This is a genomic window from Prosthecobacter sp. (assembly GCF_029946185.1).
In the GTDB taxonomy this organism is placed as follows: domain Bacteria; phylum Verrucomicrobiota; class Verrucomicrobiia; order Verrucomicrobiales; family Verrucomicrobiaceae; genus Prosthecobacter.
Window position 1 is genome coordinate 21,376 of the sequence record NZ_JAQSEA010000060.1, and the last position, 19,415, is coordinate 40,790.

Here is a 19,415-nt window from a genome sequence, read left to right on the forward strand (position 1 = left end):
GCATGCTGACGGCTCAACCTTTCAACCGAGTCCTTATGCTGCGCCACTGCCTCTTTCTGCTTTTTGCCACCGCCACTTTTGCTGCGGATGAATTCCCGCTCGTGCCCGCGCAGGAGTGCCACCCACGCAAGGGGCTGCCGAACTTCTTTGCCAAGGCCAACACGCCGGGTGCCGAGATCAAGATTGGCTACCTCGGCGGCTCCATCACGGCGCAGACTGGGTGGCGGCCAAAGACGCTGGCGTATTTCCAGCAGACTTATCCGAAGGCGAAGTTCAGCGAGATCAATGCAGCCATCGGTGGCACGGGCTCAGACCTTGGGGTGTTTCGGGTGAAGCAGGATGTGCTGGATCACAAGCCGGACCTGATGTTCGTGGAGTTTGCGGTGAATGATGGAGGGGCATCGCCGGAGCAAATCTTCCGCTGCATGGAAGGCATCGTGCGCCAGACCTGGAAAGCGCTGCCGGAGTGCGACATCTGCTTTGTATACACGGTGACCGAAGCGCTCGTGCCCGCGATGCTCGAAGGGAAGTTCCAGCGCTCTGCAAGCGCGATGGAAAAGATCGCCGATCACTATGGCATCCCGACGATTCACATGGGCATGGAAGTGGCGAAGCTGGCGAAGGAAGGCAAGCTGGTGTGGAAGGCGAAACTGCCGAAGACGGACGAGGAGAAAAAGGCGCTGGAAGGGAAATTCGTCTTCGCGCCTGACAGCGTGCATCCGCATGTGGAAACCGGCCATGAGTTGTACCTGGCAGCCATTGTGCGCTCGCAGGAGCCGATCAAGGCTGCTTCCAAAACTCCCGGCCCGCATGTACTGGGCGCACCTTTCATCGCCACGAATTACGAGCAGGCCAAGCTGCTGCCCATCTCCGCCGCTACACTCTCAAAAGGCTTCACGCTGCTTGATCCAAAGTCGGATGACTTCGGCAAACGCTGGGCCAACCGCATGACCACGCTGCACAAAGGTTCGCAGGCGGGTGACACGATCACGTTTAACTTCAAAGGCACGCGCTGCTCCATCTATGACATCATCGGCCCAGACTGCGGGCAGGTCATTGTCACGCTGGATGATCAACCGGCGAAGATCGTTCCGCGTTTTGATGCGCACTGCACCTACCACCGCCTCAGCGCATTGGTTATTGGCAGTGATCTTGAAGACAAGGTGCACAGCGTAATGATCGAGATCGATGCCAAGCAACCCGACAAGGCGGTCATTCTGGCGAAGAACAGCAACAAGATCGACAAGCCGGAACGCTTCGATGGTACGGCCTTCTACCCGGGTGCTATTTTACTAGTAGGCGAGCTGGTGCCGTGAACCGGTGTTAAGGAGCGATTGAAGCCTGATTCATTACCACAGAACAGGAGGAGGATTACTATTATGGAAATAATAGTATGTCCTTTTTCCTATGAGTCGAGACCCTGCCCGCGTCGAGCAGCTCTTCGCTGAAGCGCTCGAACGTGCAAATCACATTGAGCGCCATGTCTTTCTCACATCTGCCTGTGGGAAGGATAAGGTGCTGTGGAATGAGGTCTGGGAGCGGCTGCGTAATCACCCCGGCGAAGAAGGACGGACACGGGGGATCCGCGTGTCGAAATCCCCAGTGCATGGCACGTTGGAAGAGCAGCCGGGAGACACGATCGGCCCGTACCGGCTGTTGCAAATGATTGACGACAGTTCGAGCAGCATCTTGTGGATGGCCGAGCGAAACCCGCGAGTGGCAGAGTTCGTGGCAATCAGGATCGTGGCGGCAGCCGCCAACGACTTTTTGTTCCGCTATGAAGCGCAAAAGCATGCGCTGGCGCTGCTGGACCACCCCGATATTGCCAGGCCGCACGCCTCTGGCATGACCACGGGGGGCAAGCCCTATCTCGTCACCGAGTTGCTGCACGGGACACCCATGACCCAGTTTTGTGAGGAGCAGAAAGTGTCGCTGCTGCTACGCGTCCGGTTGTTCATCCAAGCCTGCAGTGCCATCCATCATGCGCACCAGAAAGGCGTGGTGCATGGTGATCTCAAACCTTCGAACCTGCTCGTCAAATGGGGTGATCAAGGGCTGCCGACGCTGAAGGTAACGGACTTTGGCATCGCTGCGGCGATGAACCACTCCCTCGTCGCATCCACGGGACAGTTGCGTGCACCTGCCGCCTACCTGTCTCCAGAGCATGTGGCCGAGAAGGGGATCGATGCACGTAGCGATATTTACGCGCTGGGCATGCTGCTCTATGAGCTGATCACCGGGCAACTACCGATTCCCACCCCCAAGAACGCGGCGGGACATCTGGATGAGGTGAAGAGGGTCGTGTGCGACACACTCGTGGAGAAGCCCTCCGCCCTGCTTCGCACGCTGCCCAGGACACAACTCACCGGACTGGCTGTGAACCGCAAGCTGGAGGCTGCCACCTACGTCGAACTCATGGAGGAGCATTTCGACTGGGTCGTGATGCGTGCTCTGGAAAAGAGGCCTGAGAGCCGGTACCCGACGGTAGATGTGCTGGTGAACGATTTCCTACGCTACCTCACCGAAGCAGCAGCCACGGAAAAAATGCCGATGCTCCATGGTTCGACGCTGGGCGGATTCATCAGCGAGCACCGGGGAATGTTCTCTCTCGCAGCAGCGCTTGTGCTGCTGCTGGCAGGGGGCATGACGACCATGGGCTGGCTGTTCTTGAAGGATAAGCGCGAAGAGGCCCGCGTTTCAGCCAGACAGAGGTCGGAGTCCTATTCCATGAGCGCCCGGTTTCTAGAGGACATGTTTGCCACGCTGACGCCGGATTCAGTGAAGGGAAAGGATGCCGCACTGTTGCAGCACATGCTAGCGGTGGGCATCGAAAATTTGGACACTCTGGCTGAGAACCCTGAGGCCGGGGCGCGGATGCAGGAGACGATCGGCCTGACCTATCTGGCGCTGTCGCAGCCGGTGGATGCGCAGAAGCAGCTGCAGGGCTCCCTGCAGAAGCGCAAGCTGGTGCTTGGGAGAGGGCACCGGGATACCCTGCGCTCCATGCGGCTGCTGGCGACCGCCATGCAGGCTGAAGGCCGGCTGGTGGATGCAGAGACACTGCTCCACCGGACCCTGAGCGCCCAGCAAAAGTCTCTGGGTCCAGACCACCCGGACACCTTTGTGACGATCTCAGTTCTGGCGGCCGTTTGTGCCGCGCAGTCGAAGCACCAGGAGGCGGAGACCTTGTTTCTCAATCTTTGGTACGTGCAGAAACGCGTGCTGGGGCCGGACCACCTCGACACGCTAGAGACCCTCGGGCATCTGGCGCATTCAGACACCGTGCAGGGCAGACATGCCGACGCCCTGAAACGACGTGGCGAACAGTTGGAAGGACTGCGCCGCGTGCTGGGTGCCAATGATCCACGCACGCTCATCACGATGAACATCGCCGCCCAAGCCTCCGAAAAGGCTGGCATGTCTGCGGACGCGGAGAAATTGTATTTCGGCGCGCTGGAAATTTTGAGAAAATCGCGCGGCGCGGAACACCCCGACACGCTGAAGCAGGCGGACCGCGTGGCTCTGATGCTGGGGCGGAGGGGCAGGCATGATGAAGCTCTGAAGCTGCACCATCAAAGTCTGGACGCCAAACAACGCGTGCTCGGCCCCAGAGACCCGCAGACCCTGCTTTCGCTGAAAAATCTGGCGAACGAGTATGAGGCGCAGGGCAGGCGCACCGACGCCGAGGCTGCGCAGATGCAAGTGCTAGAAACCTTGAAGGTGGCCTTACCCCCGGAGCATCCTGAAATCCTGGCGCAGATGGACACCGTCGCCCAGATGTATGACGACCACGGTTGCTACTCGAAAGCCACGAAGCTGCGAAAGGAATCGCTGGTGGTACGGCAGCGGGTGCTGGGTGCCAGTCATGCCCAAACTCTGCGCTCGATGCAGCAACTGGCCGCCTCGCTGGATGCAGCGGGCCAGCATGTGCAGGCCACCACGCTGCAGCTCCAAACCATCGAATCTATGACGATGGCCTACGGCCCGGGAGACCCTGACGTGCTCGCGCAGATGCTTGCGATGGCGGCCATGCATGACCGCCATGGGGACCATGCACGGGCTGAAAAAATGTACCTCAATCTGCTGCAAATTCAGCAGCGCGTCCTCGGTGCCGAGCATGCCGAGACCCTGGCAACTCTGACCGGACTGGCCGAGACCCACTGGCATGCCGGCAAGGTCGAAGAAGCGGAAGCGATCTACCAGCAGGTGCTGGATGTGCGACGCGAGCACACGCCTGCAGACACGGCAGCGGTTGCCGCCGCGGCCGCTGACCTAGGCGGCTTGTTGCTGCAAACTGGACAATGGACCAAGGCCGAGCCGCTGCTCCGTGATTGTCTGGCACAGAGCATACAACAGCAGCCTGAACACTGGCAGCGCTTCAATGCCGAGAGCCTGCTGGGAGGAGTTCTGCTGAATCAGAAAAGATACACTGAGTCAGGAGCCCTGCTGCAATCCGGCTACGAGGGACTCAACGCGCGCGCCGCCTTGCTTGCGCAGCAGGACCGCTTTCGGCTTCGCGACGCCATCAAGCGCCTGGCTCAGTTCAACGTTGCCACAGGCAATACCGGCCAAGCGGCCCATTGGCGTCAGAAGCTCACCGAGTTTGATGAGCCGCGCGTTGTCGCAGAAGCTCCGACACTCAGCATGAGCACGCAGTAGAGGAAGTTGACGATGGTTGATGGTTGTGGGCATCAGGGCGGCAGCCCAAGGGTCTTCGAGTCGTACGAGCAGGGACTGAAGGCCAATGGCCTTCCAAGGGCGACCCGCAAACAGCGGTCAACTTCCCTCACTCCTCAGTCACTTCCCGACGGCACAGCCTGTCTCCCCAGAAGGTGGCGACGAGCAGGCTGCTGAGCGCGAGAAGTCCCAGTCCGTTGAGCACGTGGAAGTTGGTGACCCAGAAGCTTTTGCCGGTCAGGATCACGAAGATGCCCAGCGCCACCTGCACGGTGGGCATGAACAGCAGCAGCGTAGCAACAGGGCGCATCCGCGGCAGCGTGATGAGCCAGCGCCGCGCACGAACAGCAACAAAAATGATCAGCAATGCGACGGTGAAGCCCCAGTATTTGTGCGCGAAGAGCAGAAACACATCCGGCGGGTGCACCGGCGGCAACCACTGGCCTTTGGTGGTGAGGATGTCACTGGCGGCGAGATAGGTGCGCTGTGTGTGGCGCAGGCTGGCCCCCAGAATGAGCTGGCCGAAGATGCATAGAAACAACGCCAGCGACCAAAAGCGTGCGCGAGCGGCTTGTTTAAGGTTGAGCACAAGACGGCCTTCCGTCCAAGTGCGGGAGGAGGCGAAAGCGATGAAGACCAGCAGGCAGTAGAACAACTGACCGAGCGTCCCATGCGTGATGCCCAGCGGGTCAGACATTTTCAAGACCCGCAAACCACCGAGGGAGGCCTGCACCACGACCAACATCAAAGCGAGCGTGGTCAGGCCGCGCAGCAAGGGCCAGCGCTGACTGTACCATTTCAAGACCAGCCAGCATAAACCGAGAATCCCGATAAATGCAGCGGTGCCCACTGCCCCCATGAAGATCAGCACCAGAAAGCCGAAGGAACAGAGAATGATACCGACACCCTCCATGGAGCCGGGTTTAAACTTGGCAAACTGCCAGAAGTACATGCCCAGCACCAGAAAACCAATGGTGGTGGCGATCCAGCGGTGCCCGTGCTCAAGCAGCAGCGCAGGCACCTTGTACCAGCCCTCGGGGTTGAGCTTGCCGTAACACAGCGGCCAGTCGGGCACGGAGAGGCCGACGTCTTCCGTGGTCACCGCTGCGCCCCACCAGATTAGCACTACGCCAACGGCGAGCGTGAACAGGGCATAGCGATGAAAGGCGCGGGAGTGCATTATGTCACAGATCAGGAACGTATGGTAAAAGCAGAAGGGCAAAATAATGAGGTCATTATTTTGCCCTTCGGTTCTGCCATCCGAGAGGATGGAAATTAGTGAGCAGCAACAGGCTTCGGCGCGGCGGCTTCGGCGGCCTCGATCTTCTTTTTCGCGGCGTCGGACTGCTCCTTGGCCCAGGCGTCATATTCGGCGGCGGGCACCACTTCGAGAATGGCTTTCATCTGGGCGTGGCCCGGGCCGCAAAGCTGACCGCAGATGATGTCCCAACTGCCTTCCTTGATCGGCTTGAACCACATGTGGCTCTTCACACCAGGGGTGGCATCCTGAGCAGCACGCATCGGCACGAGCGCGAGATTGTGAATCACGTCCTTGCTGGCGACGTCAACGATGACTGGACGGCCCACAGGGAGTTTCATGGTGCCGGGATTGACGAAGTCGTCCTTGCCGTTCGGGTCGTGCAGGTCTTTACCCATGGTGTTGGTGGCGCCATCAACATTGCGCAGGTCCCACGTGCTGAGCATCATGTCGGTCCCGGGATATTGGAAGTTCCAGAGGAACTTCTCGCCCAAGGCGCGCATGCGAATGGTGTCGGGGGAGGTGGGGTAGTCATCCGCCTGGCGGGACCAGAGCGGGAAGGCGAAGCCGAGAAGGAGAATGGCTTCCACGATGACCACGCCGATTTCGATGTGGGTGGTCGCATGGCCACGGAAGCCATAGTAGTCGGCCCGGGCGGTCTTCTTCTGACGGAAACGATAGAAGGCGATGGCCAGATAAATGGACCAGCCCGCGCCCAGCACGACCATGAACCAGTGGACAAAGCCCAGCATGTGGTCAACAAGGGCACCGTGTTCAGAGGCGTTTACGGTCTGGCCCATCCAGACATTGATAGAATCGAGTTTAAGGGTCATATGCTAGAAAAGAGAGGTCAAGCTGAGACGGTGGTGAGGTCTTGATGCGCACGCTGACGACGCACAAAAGAATAAACGAAGCCGGCGGCGCAGAGGAACATGAAGGCAAGCATGCCCAGCATGAATAGAATGGCGAATCCTTGGGCCTGTCCGACAAGGCTGCCTTTGTCGGCCATGCAGGTGGCGCAGGCGAGAACGGAAGATGGAAGTGCAGGAATCATGAACTCAGATGATGGTGCGCATTTTTTTGCCGATGTACCACACGGCATAGACCAAGAGGGTAAGACAGAGCAGCCCAGCGTAGTTTTTGAGGGGCGCGGCTCCCGCCTTGGCGGCTTCCTCAGGCATGAAATGCATCCACAGCCAGAACCCGGCGTCGCACAAGATGGCGAAGACGAGAAAGACAAGGTGGAAGTGCTTGAGAGACATAAGGGAAGTAAGGAGGACTACTGCTGTTCGACAGGGGCGTAGAAGCCGGGGAAAACGAGCGGGTCTTCGTGGGCCAGGATGAAAAGTGTGAAGAGAACAATCGCAAAGACCACGGTGAAGGCGAGGATCTTGTAAATCAGACTGCTCTCATGGTTAAGATGCATGAAGATCAGAGCCACCATCGAGGCTTTGATCGTCGCCAGAATCATGCCGACGAGGATGTTCAGGCTGTGGGTGGGAAGCTCTACATAGGAAAGTCCCACGGTGGCACCGCTCAGAATCATCAGGGCACCCCCGATGATGAAGTACCACTTGATCGATTTTTGGATTGCTTCGACGTTGTCAGCCATGACGGTTAAAGGATTGCGGGATTAGAGGAGGTAAAGGAGAGGGAAGAGGAAGATCCAGACGAGATCGACGAAGTGCCAGAACAGGCCGCCGACTTCGACGCGATTGGCGAGATGCTCAGGGTCCTGACGCAGGCGCTTGCCGTCAAACACCAAGAAGTAGAGCAGCACCCCGGCACCGGCGACCACATGCAAACCGTGAAGACCGGTGAGTGTGAAGTAGATGGCGTAGTAGGTGTTCAGCTTTGGCGTGAAGTTGGAGAAGAAAGTGAAATCCTTCTTTTCCAGCACCACGGTGGGGTGATGGGCGTGTCCTTCGCCATGACCTGCGGCCGGGGCGTGAGCTTCAGCACCATGAGCATCGCCATGGGCGGCACCTTCAGCAGGAGGCTCGGCGGAGTTCAGTTTAAAGTAGAGCGCGTCTTTCTGCAGCGTGGCAGAGCGGGACTTATCACGGGTCGGGTAATCCTTTTCAAACTCACTGATGTGATGATCACGATTCTCGACGAAGGCCTTCTGCCAGGCGTCGCCAAGGTAGCGGTGATCAAAGGCGAGGGACTTTTCCGACTGCGCCACGCCACGTGCATCGACGCCATCGACTTCGAGGGTCATTTTGTCATCGGTCAGCTTGCCGGTGGCGGTGGTGCCGTCACGGAAGGTGATGGTCGTTTCGGTGTAGCCAAAAATCTCGGAAGGCTTGGCTGCAAGTTTAATCGGTGCGGTGGCAACGAGCTTGATGGAAGCGGTGCCCTTGTTTTCTGCTTTGGCCTTTTTAAGCGCCTCTGCGATGAGGGCCTCAATTGATGCCTCGTCCAAGGTGATTTCCTGGCCGCTTTCGGTTTTGAACTTAGGAGCGGTGCCTTCGATGAACGGCAGAACGTAACCGACGGGATCCGCGGTCACAGCAGTGTGTTTGACAGGAACCGAAAGCGCGAGCTCGGTGACACCGTCGAACTTCACTTGGTAGCCATGGGGAAGATGGCCGGTGAGCAGGGTGCCGTCTGTAAGCTTCACGGCGTAGTGGGCGAACTTGGCCTTGTACTCGAGCGTCTTGTTGAACATGAAGACACCGGCGCAAAGCACGGTGAGGGCCATGTTGATGCGATACCAGCCGAACTTGCGCAGCTTGAGCATGGCCAGGGCCATGAGCACGGTCACCGAGGAGGCAATGAGGACGACGGTGTTGATGAAGCCGAGCCTCACATCCAGATCATGCACCGGCCACGGATAGTCGGCGCCGACGCGAAGGAAGATGTAGGCAGAAAACAAGCCGCCGAAGAGCATGACTTCCGAGGCGAGGAAGAGCCAGATGCCGATCTTCGCATTGTAAAGACCGGTGTCTGGACGGGCGTGAACTGTGTAGGGGATGTCCATTGAAGTAGTCGCGGTGCGCGGTTCGAAGTTCGCGGATTAGTGATGCGCCTGCGCTTTTTCTGCGAGGGCTTTGAGGTCGGGTTTGCCGGGTTCGGACTCCCACTGCGGATAGAAGTCAGTATTGTGGCCGGGAAGGCTGTACTCGTAGGGGCCACGATGGGCGACCGGGTCAAACAGGAAATTGCCATGCGGCGGCGGGGTAGGCGTGGCCCAGTCCAGCGTGGTGGCGTCCCAAGGATTGTCGTTGGTGACTTTTTTGCCGCCTTTAATGCTGAACCAGAAATTGATGATGAAGGGGACCTGGCCGAGCGCGAGGATGAAGGCACCGACAGACATGACGATGTTGAGGGACAGCATGTTGTCTGGGATGTTCAAGCCGAAGAAGGCACCGATTTTATGGGTCAGCGTCGTGGTCCAATGGGACATGCTGCTGGTGTTTTCGAAGTACTTGCCGCCGTCATACCAGCGGCGGTGGAAGCCGGCCATGCCCTGGATCAACATGGGACCAAAAACGAGGTTCATGCCGATGAGCGAAGGCCAGAAGTGCAGCTTGCCGAGCTTGTCGTTCATGAAACGACCCGTGATTTTCGGGAACCAGTGATAGATGCCGGCGAAGAGCGCAAAGATCGTTCCGGGAGCGACGACGTAGTGGAAATGGCCGATCACGTAATACGTGTCGTGCATGGCAAGATCGATGAACGAGAACGCCAGCGGCAGACCGGTGAGACCCCCGATGCCGAACATGGGCAGGAAAGCTGAAGCGAAGAGCATCTGCGTATTGAAGCGGATGGAACCACCCCAGAGCGACACCATCAAGCAGGTCAGCAGCACCACCGATGGCACCGAAATGAGTACCGTGGTGATCTGGAAGTAGGTGGACATCATAGTGCCCATGCCGGTCAGGTACATGTGATGCGCCCAGACGAGGAAGCTCAGGAAGCCGAGTGTGAGCACGGAATACACCATCGACTTGTAGCCCCACAGCGGACGGCGGGCATTGCAGGGAATGACTTCGGTGAGAATGGCAAACGCTGGCAGGATGAGCACGTACACCTCAGGATGGGCGAGGAACCAGAACAGATGCTGATAGAGCAGGGGGCTGCCACCACCGGAGATGTCGAGGTGCTTGCCGCCTTCCATCAGGCCCGTGGGCAGGTAGAACGAGGAACCGAACAAGCGGTCTGAGAGCTGCAGGATGGAGGCCACTTCGAGCGGCGGGAAGGCCAGCAGAAGCAGGAAGCCGATGACGAACATCGCCCAGCAGAAGAAGGGCATCTTCATCCAGGACATGCCTTTGGTGCGGAGGTTGATGAGAGTGGCGATGAAGTTGACGGAACCGAGGAGGGAAGCGGAGATGTTGAACACCATCGCCGAGAGCCACCAAGTGTGGCCGTGGCCCCAGACGCTCGTCACACCCATGTTCGCAGTGGAGGCAAGCGGCGAGTACATCGTCCAGCCGGTCTGCACCGGACCGGTGCCGACGAAGAAGCTGGTCATCATCAGAATGCAGCTGATGAAGAAGAGCCAGTAGCTCGCCATGTTCAGGCGGGGGAAGGCCATGTCGATGGTGCCAATCTGCAGCGGCATGACGAAGTTGCCGAAGGCGGCGAAACCGAGCGGCACAATGCCGAAGAACACCATGATCGTACCGTGCATGGCACCGAGCATGTTGTACAGTTCGCCGTTCAGCGAGCCGTCAGCGTTCAACCAGCGGCCAAACATGCTGTCAAAAAGACCGTTGATAACAGGAATCTGACGGATCAGGTCGAGCGCGGGCACTGGCACCCCCGGATAGGCGATGCTCCAGCGCATGAGCAGCATGAGGAAGAAACCAAAGAGCAGAAAGAGCAAGCCGGTGATGCCATACTGGATCCCGATGGTTTTGTGATCACTGGAGAAGAAGTACTTCCAGATGAAGCTCTGTTCATGATGCCCGTGTGCATGATCGTCATGCGAATGATCGTGGGCGTGATCGTGAGTGGTGGCGGCGGCGCTCATAGGCTAGGGGTCAAAAAAGGGTCAGAGGGGGTGGGCGTTCGCGAAGTCGAACTCGAAATCAGCGGTGGCCTTGCCATCACGTACTGTGACGGTGTGGGTGATGCTTTGCGAAAATTGCGGATGCCAGGCTTCGACGACGTAGTCGCCGTCAGCCAGCGCACGGGAGATGGAGAAACGGCCATCGGAGGTGGAAACTGCGGCGTGGGCACCTTCATGCACCACCACCCATGCGTTCATCCAACGATGTACGTCGCATTCAAGACGATAGATGCCTGGTGTGTTGAAGGTCTTCAGGTTTTCGTCGCCTCGGGAGGGCTGGCCGAAGTTGTCAATGTTGGTGCTTTTGCCCTGAGCTTCGTAACGCGAGACGCGGATGTTGTGGAAGGTCAGGTCGCTGTTGTGAAAGCGGATATTCTGCCCGGCTTGGATCGCCACGGTGTGCGGGACGAATTCGCAGTTTGTCTGATCCACCAAAGGCGCACTGGAGAGATTGCTGGCGCGCTGGCTGCCACGCACGGTGATCACGGCGTCAGCAAGGGAGCCGTCAGCAGCCACTTTCCAAGTGGAGTCAATGATGTCGCCATGACCGGTGCAAAATGGATTGCCTCCGACATTGACGACTTTGCGCAGTGCGGTGGCATCGGCACCTTTGAGCGTCACTTTGCCAGTGATGCTGGGAGTTTCAGCGATCTCCACAGCGGGCGGGAGTTTCACTTCGGCGACGGCTTCAGGCAACTTGCCGCAGCTTACGTTCGCGATCAGCATGACGACTCCGAAGGCAGCCCAAGGTGCCTGGCGGGAGACGGTTTGCTTCACACGGGTCATTGCAGTTAAGATTACTTGGCGGCAGGTGCGGGTGCAGCGGCAGCGGTAGCGCCGGGACCAGCGGGGATGTCGCCGGGAACATTCTTGTCAGCAAAAGGCTCCAGTTCGGAGATGGTCCACTGGGAGGTGCGTTTCTCTTCATCGCGCACCTTCTGCACCATGTCTTTGGTGATCATGGTGGCCTCGTTGCCCCAGGAATTGCGGATGAAGGTCAGCACGTTGGCAAGGTCTTGGGAGGACATCGTGCCACCAAAGGGCTGCATGCCGCCGGGGGTGTTGAAGCCCTGGCCATTGACAGTGACAGGTCCGATAAGGCCGTGCTGAACGATGCGGATCAGACGCTCGGTGCCACCCACAACATATTCAGACTTAGCAAGAGGGGGGAACTGGCCGGGAAGGCCGCCACCGTTGCCCTGATGGCAACCACCGCAAACGGCATAGCCGCTGGAGCCTTTTTTCATGGCAAGCGCAAAGGGATCCAGCGCATCTCCTACTCCGGCTCCGCCTGGACGTGGATCACCACCACCCGCGGTGGCGAAGGGATTGCTGACATTGAAGCTCCAGCCGCCGGTCATGGGGCCAAGCTGGCCGCCGGCGATGATGGCGACGATCATGAGCAAAAACATGGCCCAGAGGGGCGCAGGCTGGCTTTCGGGAGCGAGATCTACTTTCTCGCGCTTCACAGCATTGTGAAGGCGGTCGAGATCGGTGCTGTCTGGATGGGCGGGGGCGCTCATGGGGGCGTGCGGGTCGCGAGAGGGGGCTACTTTTTGGCGGGAGCGGCAGCAACGGCTGCAGCCTGTCCGGGAACGGGATAATCCTTTTTCAGGGAGAGAAGGTATTCGACGAGTTGCTTGGCTTCTTGAGTCGGAACGACTTCATAACCGGCAGGTGCCGCGAATTTTCTTGGCAGCTTCACGGCACCCTCGGAGATGGGTCCCTGGATTTTCTGCAGCTTAAAGAGGCCGGTGTAGGCGGGCATCGTGCTCCAGTCATGGACGGAACGCGGTGAGTAGAGGTGCTGGTAGAGAGCGGCCTTGGAAGGAGCACGCCAGCCGAAATTGGCGAGGTCTGGGCCGACACGCTGAATGCCGAGCAGGGCGTATTTCTCGCCGAGGTAGTCACCCAGAACGTTGGGACGCGCCGGAGTGGTGGGGCGGGCTTCCTGATCCTGGCCCCAGCCTTTGTACCAGCCGTCGAGGCCGAGCTGAACCGGACGAATCATCTGTGTGTGGCACTGATTGCAGCCTTCACGGATGTAAACGAGCTGGCCCTGGCCATTGACGGGAGCAGGCGGGAAGAATCCTTCGACGCCGTCCTTGTCCTTGTCATAAGCGACAGGGGTGAGCTGCTCGTACTGCATCGCCGGGAGAACGATGAGACACAGCCAAGGCAACCCGAAGGAGGCGGCGAGACCGAGAATGAATGTGCGGAAGTTCGTCATGCGTGGGCTTCGTGGGGAAGAGCGTGATCGTCGTGGTCGTGTTCAAGCAAGGTGGGTGCCGAACTGCGGCGACCCAGACCTGCGACCATGAGCAGAAGGTGAAGAAGGAACATGAGGTTGGAGAAACTGATGAGCGCCCAGGCCACCGCACGAGAGACCACGTAGGGGCGGGAATTGATGACGTGATTCATGAAGGTCTGGTCCCAATGGTCGGGATCGTTCAGATCCACACCCTGCTGCCAGCCGGCCACAAGACTCATGATGACAATGGTGCCGATGCCATAGACCGAGAACCAGAAGTGGTTGCGGATCAGGCGGACGCTGAGCCATTCACAGCCGGAGAGACGGGGGACAATGTAGTAGATGGCACCAAAGATGCACATGCTGAAGAAGCCGTACACGCTGACTGTCTGGAAAGCGTACCAGGACTGGGTGAACTGCAGATTGGCACCAGTCCAGAACGCGGAATTCAGGGCGAGAACCAAGCCCGACACGGGGTAGAAGAGTGCTCCGAAGAAGATGAAGCGAAGGGTGGGGCTGGCGGCCACAGCACTGTGCTTGCCAAGGGTCGTGAGGTGGTGATTGAGGCCGACAAGACACACTGGAATCAGCAGCAGCACACCGGCGCATGCGCCTACCGAGGACATCCACGCTGGTAGCGGGCCACCCATGTATTTCTGCATACCCGTCCAACCGCCAAGGATGGCGAGGCTCCAGAAACCGGCGGATGCAAGCTGTGCCGAAGCAATGGGCTGGCCGGTGATCTTTGGAATGAAGTAATAAGCGGAGCCGACACCGACGGGGACGAAGAACAGAAGGATCACTCCGTGGATGTACCAAGCGTCAATACCGGCACCAATGGCACCCAGGCCCGGCAGGCAATGCAGAGCGACGTTGGCGGTGATGAAGATCCAAGGGAACCAGAAGCAGGCACCAAGGATGTACCAGGTGCTGACCATGAAGCCCTCAGGACGGAAAGCACGGCTAAACATGCGGACGATGGGCCAGGCGTAGCAAAGGAAGCAGACCAGCAGCACGGGCCAGACAAACTTGGGCATCTCCAGCCACTCGATCGAGGTGCTCTTGCCCATGAGAACGGCGATGATACCAAAGGTGATGGTGATGTTCCAAAACACGCCAGCGGTGATGAGGAGGCTCTTGCCACCCTTCAATTCCTGACCGGAGCGACGTGCCATGATCCACAGCATGACGCCCAGAGCGGCCTGAACTCCCCAGCCATAAACGAGGGCATTGATGTGCGCAGGCTGCAGTCTGCCATAGGTGAGATACTGGCAGTCTCCAAGAAACTCAGGTTCCACCAGCTTGATCGCGGCGAGGACGCCGAGCAGGGTGGAAAGCATGAGCCAGAAGGCTCCGTTGGTGAAGAGAAAGAGCACAGGGCCTTTCACCGACTTGTCGATCGCCGCGCGGCGAAGATTGTCGGCCTGAAGCTCTGTGTCAGGAATAGCGGGAGTGGTCTGCATGGCTTACTGGGGCGAAGCGGGTGCGGCAGGGGCTGGGGCTGGAACTGCAGGAATCGGAGGAGCCGGCGTTGCGGGAGTAGTCGGGACAAACGTGGTAGGAATCGGCGGAGCTGGCGTTCCAGAAATAGAAGGAGGAGGAGCCATCGGAGCTGCCGGGGCAGCAGGTGCGGGGGTCGCTGGGGCCTGAGTAGCAGGCACCGCCGGGGCAGCAGGCGCTGCTGGTGCAGGAGCGGTAGGGGCAGGGGCAGTAGCTGCAGCGGCCTGTTTGAGCTGGGTAGGTGATCCGGGGACAACCTGAGTGCTCAGACCGGCTTTTTTTGCACCGAGTTCGGCGATCGTCTTTTCAAAGACCGCTTTCTTCTTGGCGTCGTCGTTCAGACCGAGCTTGGCGATGTTTTCATTCTGCGCCTTCAGGATCTCAGCGGTGTTGTCACTACGCTCTTGCGCACGTGGGTCAAAACCTTCTTTCGAGTCATTGAGGGCTTGGATGAGGACGAAGAGCACGGCGAAGCCAGCGAAGGCTCCGAGCACCCACACAAAGGTGGCACCGGCTTTTTTAGATGGATCAGGCTGCGACATGGAAAAACGGGGAATCAGTTGATGACGTTCACGGACTCAATGAGGCGCGGGTCACGCCATGGATACAGACTGTATTTGGCCAGACCACGAAGGTAGAGGAAGCCCATAGTGCCAAAAACAGCGCACAGAGCGGCAATGTCCTGCACCCATGCGTAGGGAACCAAGACGCCCTGGCCCAGGGAGGGACCGCGCTCAGGAATGACATTCCAGTACATGTCCACCAGGTGCATGAACAGAATCCAGAGGCAGCCGATGCTGATGTAGGTGGTGTTCTTCTTTTTCTGTTGCGAGAGCAGGAAGAGGAAGGGAACGACGAAATGTCCGATGAGGATGAAGATGGACACATCGCGCCAGCCTTCCGTGTTACGGGTGAGGTAGAAGCGGGTTTCTTCCGTGATGTTGGCATACCAGATCAGGAAATACTGGCTGAAGGAGATGTAAGCCCAGAACACCGTGAAGGCGAAGAGCAGCTTACCCATGAGATGGTAGTGCTCGTCCGTGACAACCTTCTGCAGGTAGCCCAGACTGCGCAGCCAGATGACGATCAGAATTGACGCCGCCATGGAGGACCAGGCGCAGCCTGCGAAGATGTAAACTCCCCACATGGTGGAGAACCAGGTGTAGTCGAGACCCACAAGCCAGTCATAGGCAGCGAAGGTGACGGTCAGGGCGTAGAAGAGCAGCACAATGCAGGAGAACTGCCGCGCTTTGATCGTGTGCTTGATGTCGCCATCCTGATCCTGCTTGACGGACTTGCCGCGCAGGGTGCGGGCGATGAACCAGAGGATGAGGAAGTAAAGCCCGAAGCGGATGTACCAGCCGTTCACGTTCATGTAGCCAAACTTGGCGACCAGCACGTGCAGGTGTGGGTTGGCTGCCAGGTGCTGATCAGGATCTCCTTCAACCACGAGATGGTGAAGCGCTGCCTTGACCGAAGTGTGATGATGCTCCGCCAAAGTCTTCGCGTGGTCGTGGTGCTGCATCCACTCATAAAGAGGCCGGTTCACGGCTGGCAGCAGCAACGGGGAGGCAAGGATGGCCAAGGGGATAACCATGTTGGCCATGTTTTCCCAGATACGACGCACGGCGACACCCCAGCTCGAATTGGAGGCGCTGTGGAGCAGGATCCAGAAGCAGCCGCCGGCCACGAAGGTAAAGCTGAAGAAGACCGCAAACAGCCAGGAGTAGGCGAAAGTGTCCGTGTTCTTGAAGAAGAAGAAGGCTGAAGCTGCGAGGCCGATCAGGCCGAAAAGCCCGAATGTGCCGATGAGCTTGCCGCCCTTGGCCGGTTCGAATTTTTCTCCGCCCTGGGGCAGATCTTTGAAGGTGACGTGGTGACTCATGCCGGGATTCGCGTGATCGTGCCGTTACTGGAGGGGAAGGGTGGCGCCAGACTCTTTAGCGGCGATTTGCAGGGAGCGGATGTAGGCCACAATAGCCCAGCGGTCGCGCAAAGTGATGTTGCCGCCGTAGCCGCCCATCAGGCCTTTGCCGTGAGTGATGACATCAAAGATGGCACCATCCGCGCGGTAGGCTGCGGCATTGGCAGGGTCCAAATTGCCAGCCTGCTGAAAGTTGAAGGAGGTGAGGATGCCGTATTTGGAGGTCACACCTTTGCCGTTGCCGGAGGTGCCGTGGCAGATGGCGCAGTTGATGTTATAACGCTGCTCGCCGCGCTTGATGAATTCAGCGTTGAAGACGGTCTTGTCGTTGGTGATTTCGACTGGCAGACCGTCGCCGTAGAAGTCGCCGACTTTACCGGTGTCATAGTAACCCAGACCGCTGGTGAAAGCGATACGGGCAGGCTTGGCAATCTCCGTCGCCGACGCTGGTTGCGCGGGGACTTCAAAACCCATGGGCAGGGTGCCTTTGACCGGCAGGCGAGCGCCGCGGCCGTCCGCAAAGAATTCGCTGCTGGCCTGGTATTTCACCTTGGCCTGTTGATCCATGTCAGGAATGATTTCGAGCGGCGGCAATTCAGATTTGCTGCCACGGAAACCAAACGCGCTCACGACGATCGCGATAACAAAGAGATAGCTGAGAAAGAAGTACTTCATGGTGCGGGTAAGCGAGGCTTAGATTTCGTCCTCCACGAGTTCGATGTTCTTGCCGCCGGCTTTTTCGAGAAGGCTCTTGGTGCCTTCCTGGGAGAATTTGGGGTCACGGGCTTCGATGCAGACGAAGAAACCGTCGTCAGAGAATTTGCCGAAGTTCTTGGAAACAAACAGCGGGTGATTCCAACGGGGCAGGCCGATGAGCGCCAGCAGGCCGAACAGCGTGGTGAAGGCGCTGAAGAGAATCGTCAGCTCAAACATCACCGGGAAGAATGCTGGCAGAGTCCAGATGTCGGTAGGCTTGCCCTGCACGACGGTCGGGTAAGTTTCGACGATCTTTTGCAGGAAGCCGAGGCCGATGCTGCTCCAGAAGTTGGTCTGCGTGATCGTTTCCAAGGTGAAAGCGACCATGGTGCCGGTGATGCCACCGCAGAAGACGAGGATGGGGAGTTTCGAGCGTGGATTGCCCATCGCGTCATCCATCCCGTGAATCGGGAAGGGCGAATGGACGTCCCAGCGCTGGTAGCCGGCATCGCGCACATGCTCGGCGGCATGGTAGAGATCCTTCACGCTGTCAAATTCAGCGAGGTAGCCGTGGACTCGTTTGAGGGTGGTGCTCACAGTCGGGGTGCAGTTAAAATGTTAGGCGACAACGGGTTTGGCGACATGACGGTCGGCGTAGTCCATGAGGTCTTCCTCCTGGATGCCCTTCTCAGCATGGTCGTCCTGGTGCGGGTTCGACTGGGCGCAGACTCCTTTGACTTCACCAATGGCGATGACAGGCAGGAAACGCAGGAAGAGCAGGAAGAGCATCATGAAGAAGCCGAAGGTGCCGAGGAAGGTGTACTTATCGACCCAGGTGGCCTGATAGACGCCCCAAGAGCCCGGTGTCATGTGGCGCTCCAAGGTGGTGGCGATGATGACGTAGCGCTCAAACCACATGCCGGCGTTCACGAACATGCAGACGATCATGACGACCCAGATATTGTGGCGGCACCAGCGGCTCCAGAAGAGCTGCGGGGCAAACACGTTGCAGCTGAACATCCAGTAGTAGGCCCAGGTGGAAGGACCGGTGAGACCACGCAGCGTGAAGGCAGCGGCTTCATACGGATTGGCGCTGTAGTAGGCCACGAAGAGCTCCATGCAGTAGGCGTAACCAACGATCGTGCCCGTGAGCAGGATGATCTTGGCCATGTTGTCGATGTGCTTCGCTGTGATGAGGTCATCCAAGCCGTAGATGCGGCGCACGGGAAGCATGAGGGTCAGCACCATCGCGAAACCACCGAAGATGGCACCTGCGACGAAGTAGGGCGGGAAGATCGTGGTGTGCCAGCCGGGAACGACGGAAGTGGCGAAGTCGAAGGACACGACGGAGTGCACGGAGAGCACCAGTGGCGTCGAGAGAGCGGCCAGCAGCAGGTAGGCAGTCTCATAGTGGCTCCAGTGGCGGTTGCCACCGCGCCAGCCGAGTGCAAACAGGCCGTAGAGGAACTTCTTCAGGCCCGGACGGCAGCGGTCACGCAGGGTGGCAAGGTCGGGCACGAGACCCAGGAACCAGAACACAAGGGAGACGGAGAAGTAGGTCGAAACAGCGAACACGTCCCAGAGGAGGGGAGACTTGAAGTTCTGCCAGATGGCGTTGGCGTTCGGGATCGGAGCGAGGAACCACACCATCCAAACACGACCGACGTGGAAGGCCGGGAACAAACCGGCGCACATCACGGCGAAGATCGTCATGGCTTCCGCAGCACGGTTCACCGAGGTACGCCACCGCTGGCGCGTGAGGAACAAGATGGCGGAAATGAGCGTGCCCGCGTGACCGATACCAATCCAGAACACGAAGTTCGTGATATCCCAAGCCCAGGCGACCGGCTGCTTCTGGCCCCAGACTCCGACGCCGGTGGAGATGAGGTAGGTAAAGCAGAACACCATCAGTCCCGTCAGCAAGACGGAAGGGACGAACAGGACCCACCAGAGGGCGGGCTGCTTATTTTCAACGATGCCGCAAATGCGGTTCGTGATCCACGAATAGGAGCGGTTGTTCAACACCAACGGCTCGCGTTCGAGGATGCGCGGTGTGTTATTTGCTGTAGCGGAGGCGTCCATGTGTCCG

Annotated in this window: 18 protein-coding genes; 2 read left to right on the forward strand and 16 right to left on the reverse strand. The window is 58.7% G+C overall.

What is annotated here, in order from left to right; translation table 11 throughout:
- Positions 1 to 2 precede the first annotated feature (2 nt).
- Complete coding sequence (locus PSV43_RS04200) at positions 3 to 1,316, forward strand: SGNH/GDSL hydrolase family protein (protein WP_300194096.1); 1,314 nt, start codon at positions 3 to 5, stop codon at positions 1,314 to 1,316.
- 91 nt (positions 1,317 to 1,407) lie between these two features.
- On the forward strand, positions 1,408 to 4,659 hold the full coding sequence (locus tag PSV43_RS04205; protein ID WP_300194097.1) for a serine/threonine-protein kinase: 3,252 nt from the start codon (positions 1,408 to 1,410) through the stop codon (positions 4,657 to 4,659).
- A 127-nt stretch (positions 4,660 to 4,786) separates the two neighbouring features.
- Here the strand turns inward: PSV43_RS04205 and PSV43_RS04210 are convergent, their stop codons facing one another.
- The 16 genes from PSV43_RS04210 to nrfD all read right to left on the reverse strand — a co-directional run bounded on the left by PSV43_RS04210 (position 4,787) and on the right by nrfD (position 19,408).
- A complete protein-coding gene (locus tag PSV43_RS04210) occupies positions 4,787 to 5,857 on the reverse strand; it encodes a COX15/CtaA family protein (protein ID WP_300194099.1) in 1,071 nt (356 codons plus the stop codon).
- Positions 5,858 to 5,952: 95 nt separating this feature from the next.
- Positions 5,953 to 6,768: a cytochrome c oxidase subunit II gene (locus PSV43_RS04215; protein ID WP_300194101.1), complete on the reverse strand. Its 816-nt coding sequence runs from the start codon at positions 6,766 to 6,768 to the stop codon at positions 5,953 to 5,955.
- A 17-nt stretch (positions 6,769 to 6,785) separates the two neighbouring features.
- Positions 6,786 to 6,989 (reverse strand): hypothetical protein, encoded by a 204-nt coding sequence (locus tag PSV43_RS04220; RefSeq protein WP_300194103.1) that lies wholly within the window; start codon positions 6,987 to 6,989, stop codon positions 6,786 to 6,788.
- Between the two features lie 4 nt (positions 6,990 to 6,993).
- Positions 6,994 to 7,197: a hypothetical protein gene (locus PSV43_RS04225; protein WP_300194105.1), complete on the reverse strand. Its 204-nt coding sequence runs from the start codon at positions 7,195 to 7,197 to the stop codon at positions 6,994 to 6,996.
- A 17-nt stretch (positions 7,198 to 7,214) separates the two neighbouring features.
- Complete coding sequence (locus tag PSV43_RS04230) at positions 7,215 to 7,547, reverse strand: cytochrome C oxidase subunit IV family protein (RefSeq protein WP_300194107.1); 333 nt, start codon at positions 7,545 to 7,547, stop codon at positions 7,215 to 7,217.
- A 21-nt stretch (positions 7,548 to 7,568) separates the two neighbouring features.
- Positions 7,569 to 8,918 (reverse strand): cytochrome c oxidase subunit 3, encoded by a 1,350-nt coding sequence (locus PSV43_RS04235; RefSeq protein ID WP_300194109.1) that lies wholly within the window; start codon positions 8,916 to 8,918, stop codon positions 7,569 to 7,571.
- Positions 8,919 to 8,954: 36 nt separating this feature from the next.
- Positions 8,955 to 10,916 carry a cbb3-type cytochrome c oxidase subunit I gene (locus PSV43_RS04240; RefSeq protein WP_300194111.1) on the reverse strand — a complete coding sequence of 654 codons (1,962 nt, stop codon included), beginning with the start codon at positions 10,914 to 10,916 and terminating at the stop codon, positions 8,955 to 8,957.
- A gap of 21 nt (positions 10,917 to 10,937) precedes the next feature.
- Positions 10,938 to 11,741 (reverse strand): carboxypeptidase regulatory-like domain-containing protein, encoded by an 804-nt coding sequence (locus PSV43_RS04245; RefSeq protein WP_300194113.1) that lies wholly within the window; start codon positions 11,739 to 11,741, stop codon positions 10,938 to 10,940.
- A gap of 11 nt (positions 11,742 to 11,752) precedes the next feature.
- Positions 11,753 to 12,478 carry a c-type cytochrome gene (locus PSV43_RS04250; protein ID WP_300194115.1) on the reverse strand — a complete coding sequence of 242 codons (726 nt, stop codon included), beginning with the start codon at positions 12,476 to 12,478 and terminating at the stop codon, positions 11,753 to 11,755.
- Positions 12,479 to 12,504: 26 nt separating this feature from the next.
- A complete protein-coding gene (locus tag PSV43_RS04255; protein WP_300194117.1) occupies positions 12,505 to 13,185 on the reverse strand; it encodes a cbb3-type cytochrome c oxidase subunit II in 681 nt (226 codons plus the stop codon).
- Positions 13,182 to 14,669, reverse strand: a complete 1,488-nt coding sequence (locus PSV43_RS04260; RefSeq protein WP_300194119.1) for a cbb3-type cytochrome c oxidase subunit I — start codon at positions 14,667 to 14,669, stop codon at positions 13,182 to 13,184. Before PSV43_RS04260 ends, PSV43_RS04255 begins: the two co-directional genes overlap by 4 nt.
- A gap of 3 nt (positions 14,670 to 14,672) precedes the next feature.
- Positions 14,673 to 15,248 carry a hypothetical protein gene (locus PSV43_RS04265; RefSeq protein WP_300194121.1) on the reverse strand — a complete coding sequence of 192 codons (576 nt, stop codon included), beginning with the start codon at positions 15,246 to 15,248 and terminating at the stop codon, positions 14,673 to 14,675.
- Between the two features lie 14 nt (positions 15,249 to 15,262).
- The gene (locus PSV43_RS04270) at positions 15,263 to 16,591 is read right to left on the reverse strand and encodes a hypothetical protein (protein ID WP_300194123.1); all 1,329 of its coding nucleotides are present in this window, start codon (positions 16,589 to 16,591) and stop codon (positions 15,263 to 15,265) included.
- A gap of 24 nt (positions 16,592 to 16,615) precedes the next feature.
- A complete protein-coding gene (locus PSV43_RS04275) occupies positions 16,616 to 17,305 on the reverse strand; it encodes a cytochrome c (protein ID WP_300194125.1) in 690 nt (229 codons plus the stop codon).
- A gap of 18 nt (positions 17,306 to 17,323) precedes the next feature.
- Positions 17,324 to 17,923 (reverse strand): DUF3341 domain-containing protein, encoded by a 600-nt coding sequence (locus PSV43_RS04280; RefSeq protein WP_300194127.1) that lies wholly within the window; start codon positions 17,921 to 17,923, stop codon positions 17,324 to 17,326.
- Positions 17,924 to 17,944: 21 nt separating this feature from the next.
- Positions 17,945 to 19,408: an NrfD/PsrC family molybdoenzyme membrane anchor subunit gene (gene nrfD / locus PSV43_RS04285; protein WP_300194129.1), complete on the reverse strand. Its 1,464-nt coding sequence runs from the start codon at positions 19,406 to 19,408 to the stop codon at positions 17,945 to 17,947.
- Between the last annotated feature and the right edge of the window lie 7 nt (positions 19,409 to 19,415).

Bases quoted from the DNA above. Each gene is read 5' to 3' on its own strand.
- PSV43_RS04270 (WP_300194123.1), bottom strand. From the start codon at position 16,591: ATGAGTCACCACGTCACCTTCAAAGATCTGCCCCAGGGCGGAGAAAAA.
- PSV43_RS04260 (WP_300194119.1), bottom strand. From the start codon at position 14,669: ATGCAGACCACTCCCGCTATTCCTGACACAGAGCTTCAGGCCGACAAT.
- PSV43_RS04205 (WP_300194097.1), top strand. From the start codon at position 1,408: ATGAGTCGAGACCCTGCCCGCGTCGAGCAGCTCTTCGCTGAAGCGCTC.
- PSV43_RS04240 (WP_300194111.1), bottom strand. From the start codon at position 10,916: ATGAGCGCCGCCGCCACCACTCACGATCACGCCCACGATCATTCGCAT.
- PSV43_RS04210 (WP_300194099.1), bottom strand. From the start codon at position 5,857: ATGCACTCCCGCGCCTTTCATCGCTATGCCCTGTTCACGCTCGCCGTT.
- PSV43_RS04215 (WP_300194101.1), bottom strand. From the start codon at position 6,768: ATGACCCTTAAACTCGATTCTATCAATGTCTGGATGGGCCAGACCGTA.
- PSV43_RS04225 (WP_300194105.1), bottom strand. From the start codon at position 7,197: ATGTCTCTCAAGCACTTCCACCTTGTCTTTCTCGTCTTCGCCATCTTG.
- PSV43_RS04245 (WP_300194113.1), bottom strand. From the start codon at position 11,741: ATGACCCGTGTGAAGCAAACCGTCTCCCGCCAGGCACCTTGGGCTGCC.
- PSV43_RS04230 (WP_300194107.1), bottom strand. From the start codon at position 7,547: ATGGCTGACAACGTCGAAGCAATCCAAAAATCGATCAAGTGGTACTTC.
- PSV43_RS04220 (WP_300194103.1), bottom strand. From the start codon at position 6,989: ATGATTCCTGCACTTCCATCTTCCGTTCTCGCCTGCGCCACCTGCATG.
- PSV43_RS04200 (WP_300194096.1), top strand. From the start codon at position 3: ATGCTGACGGCTCAACCTTTCAACCGAGTCCTTATGCTGCGCCACTGC.
- PSV43_RS04250 (WP_300194115.1), bottom strand. From the start codon at position 12,478: ATGAGCGCCCCCGCCCATCCAGACAGCACCGATCTCGACCGCCTTCAC.
- PSV43_RS04265 (WP_300194121.1), bottom strand. From the start codon at position 15,248: ATGTCGCAGCCTGATCCATCTAAAAAAGCCGGTGCCACCTTTGTGTGG.
- PSV43_RS04275 (WP_300194125.1), bottom strand. From the start codon at position 17,305: ATGAAGTACTTCTTTCTCAGCTATCTCTTTGTTATCGCGATCGTCGTG.
- PSV43_RS04255 (WP_300194117.1), bottom strand. From the start codon at position 13,185: ATGACGAACTTCCGCACATTCATTCTCGGTCTCGCCGCCTCCTTCGGG.
- PSV43_RS04235 (WP_300194109.1), bottom strand. From the start codon at position 8,918: ATGGACATCCCCTACACAGTTCACGCCCGTCCAGACACCGGTCTTTAC.
- nrfD (WP_300194129.1), bottom strand. From the start codon at position 19,408: ATGGACGCCTCCGCTACAGCAAATAACACACCGCGCATCCTCGAACGC.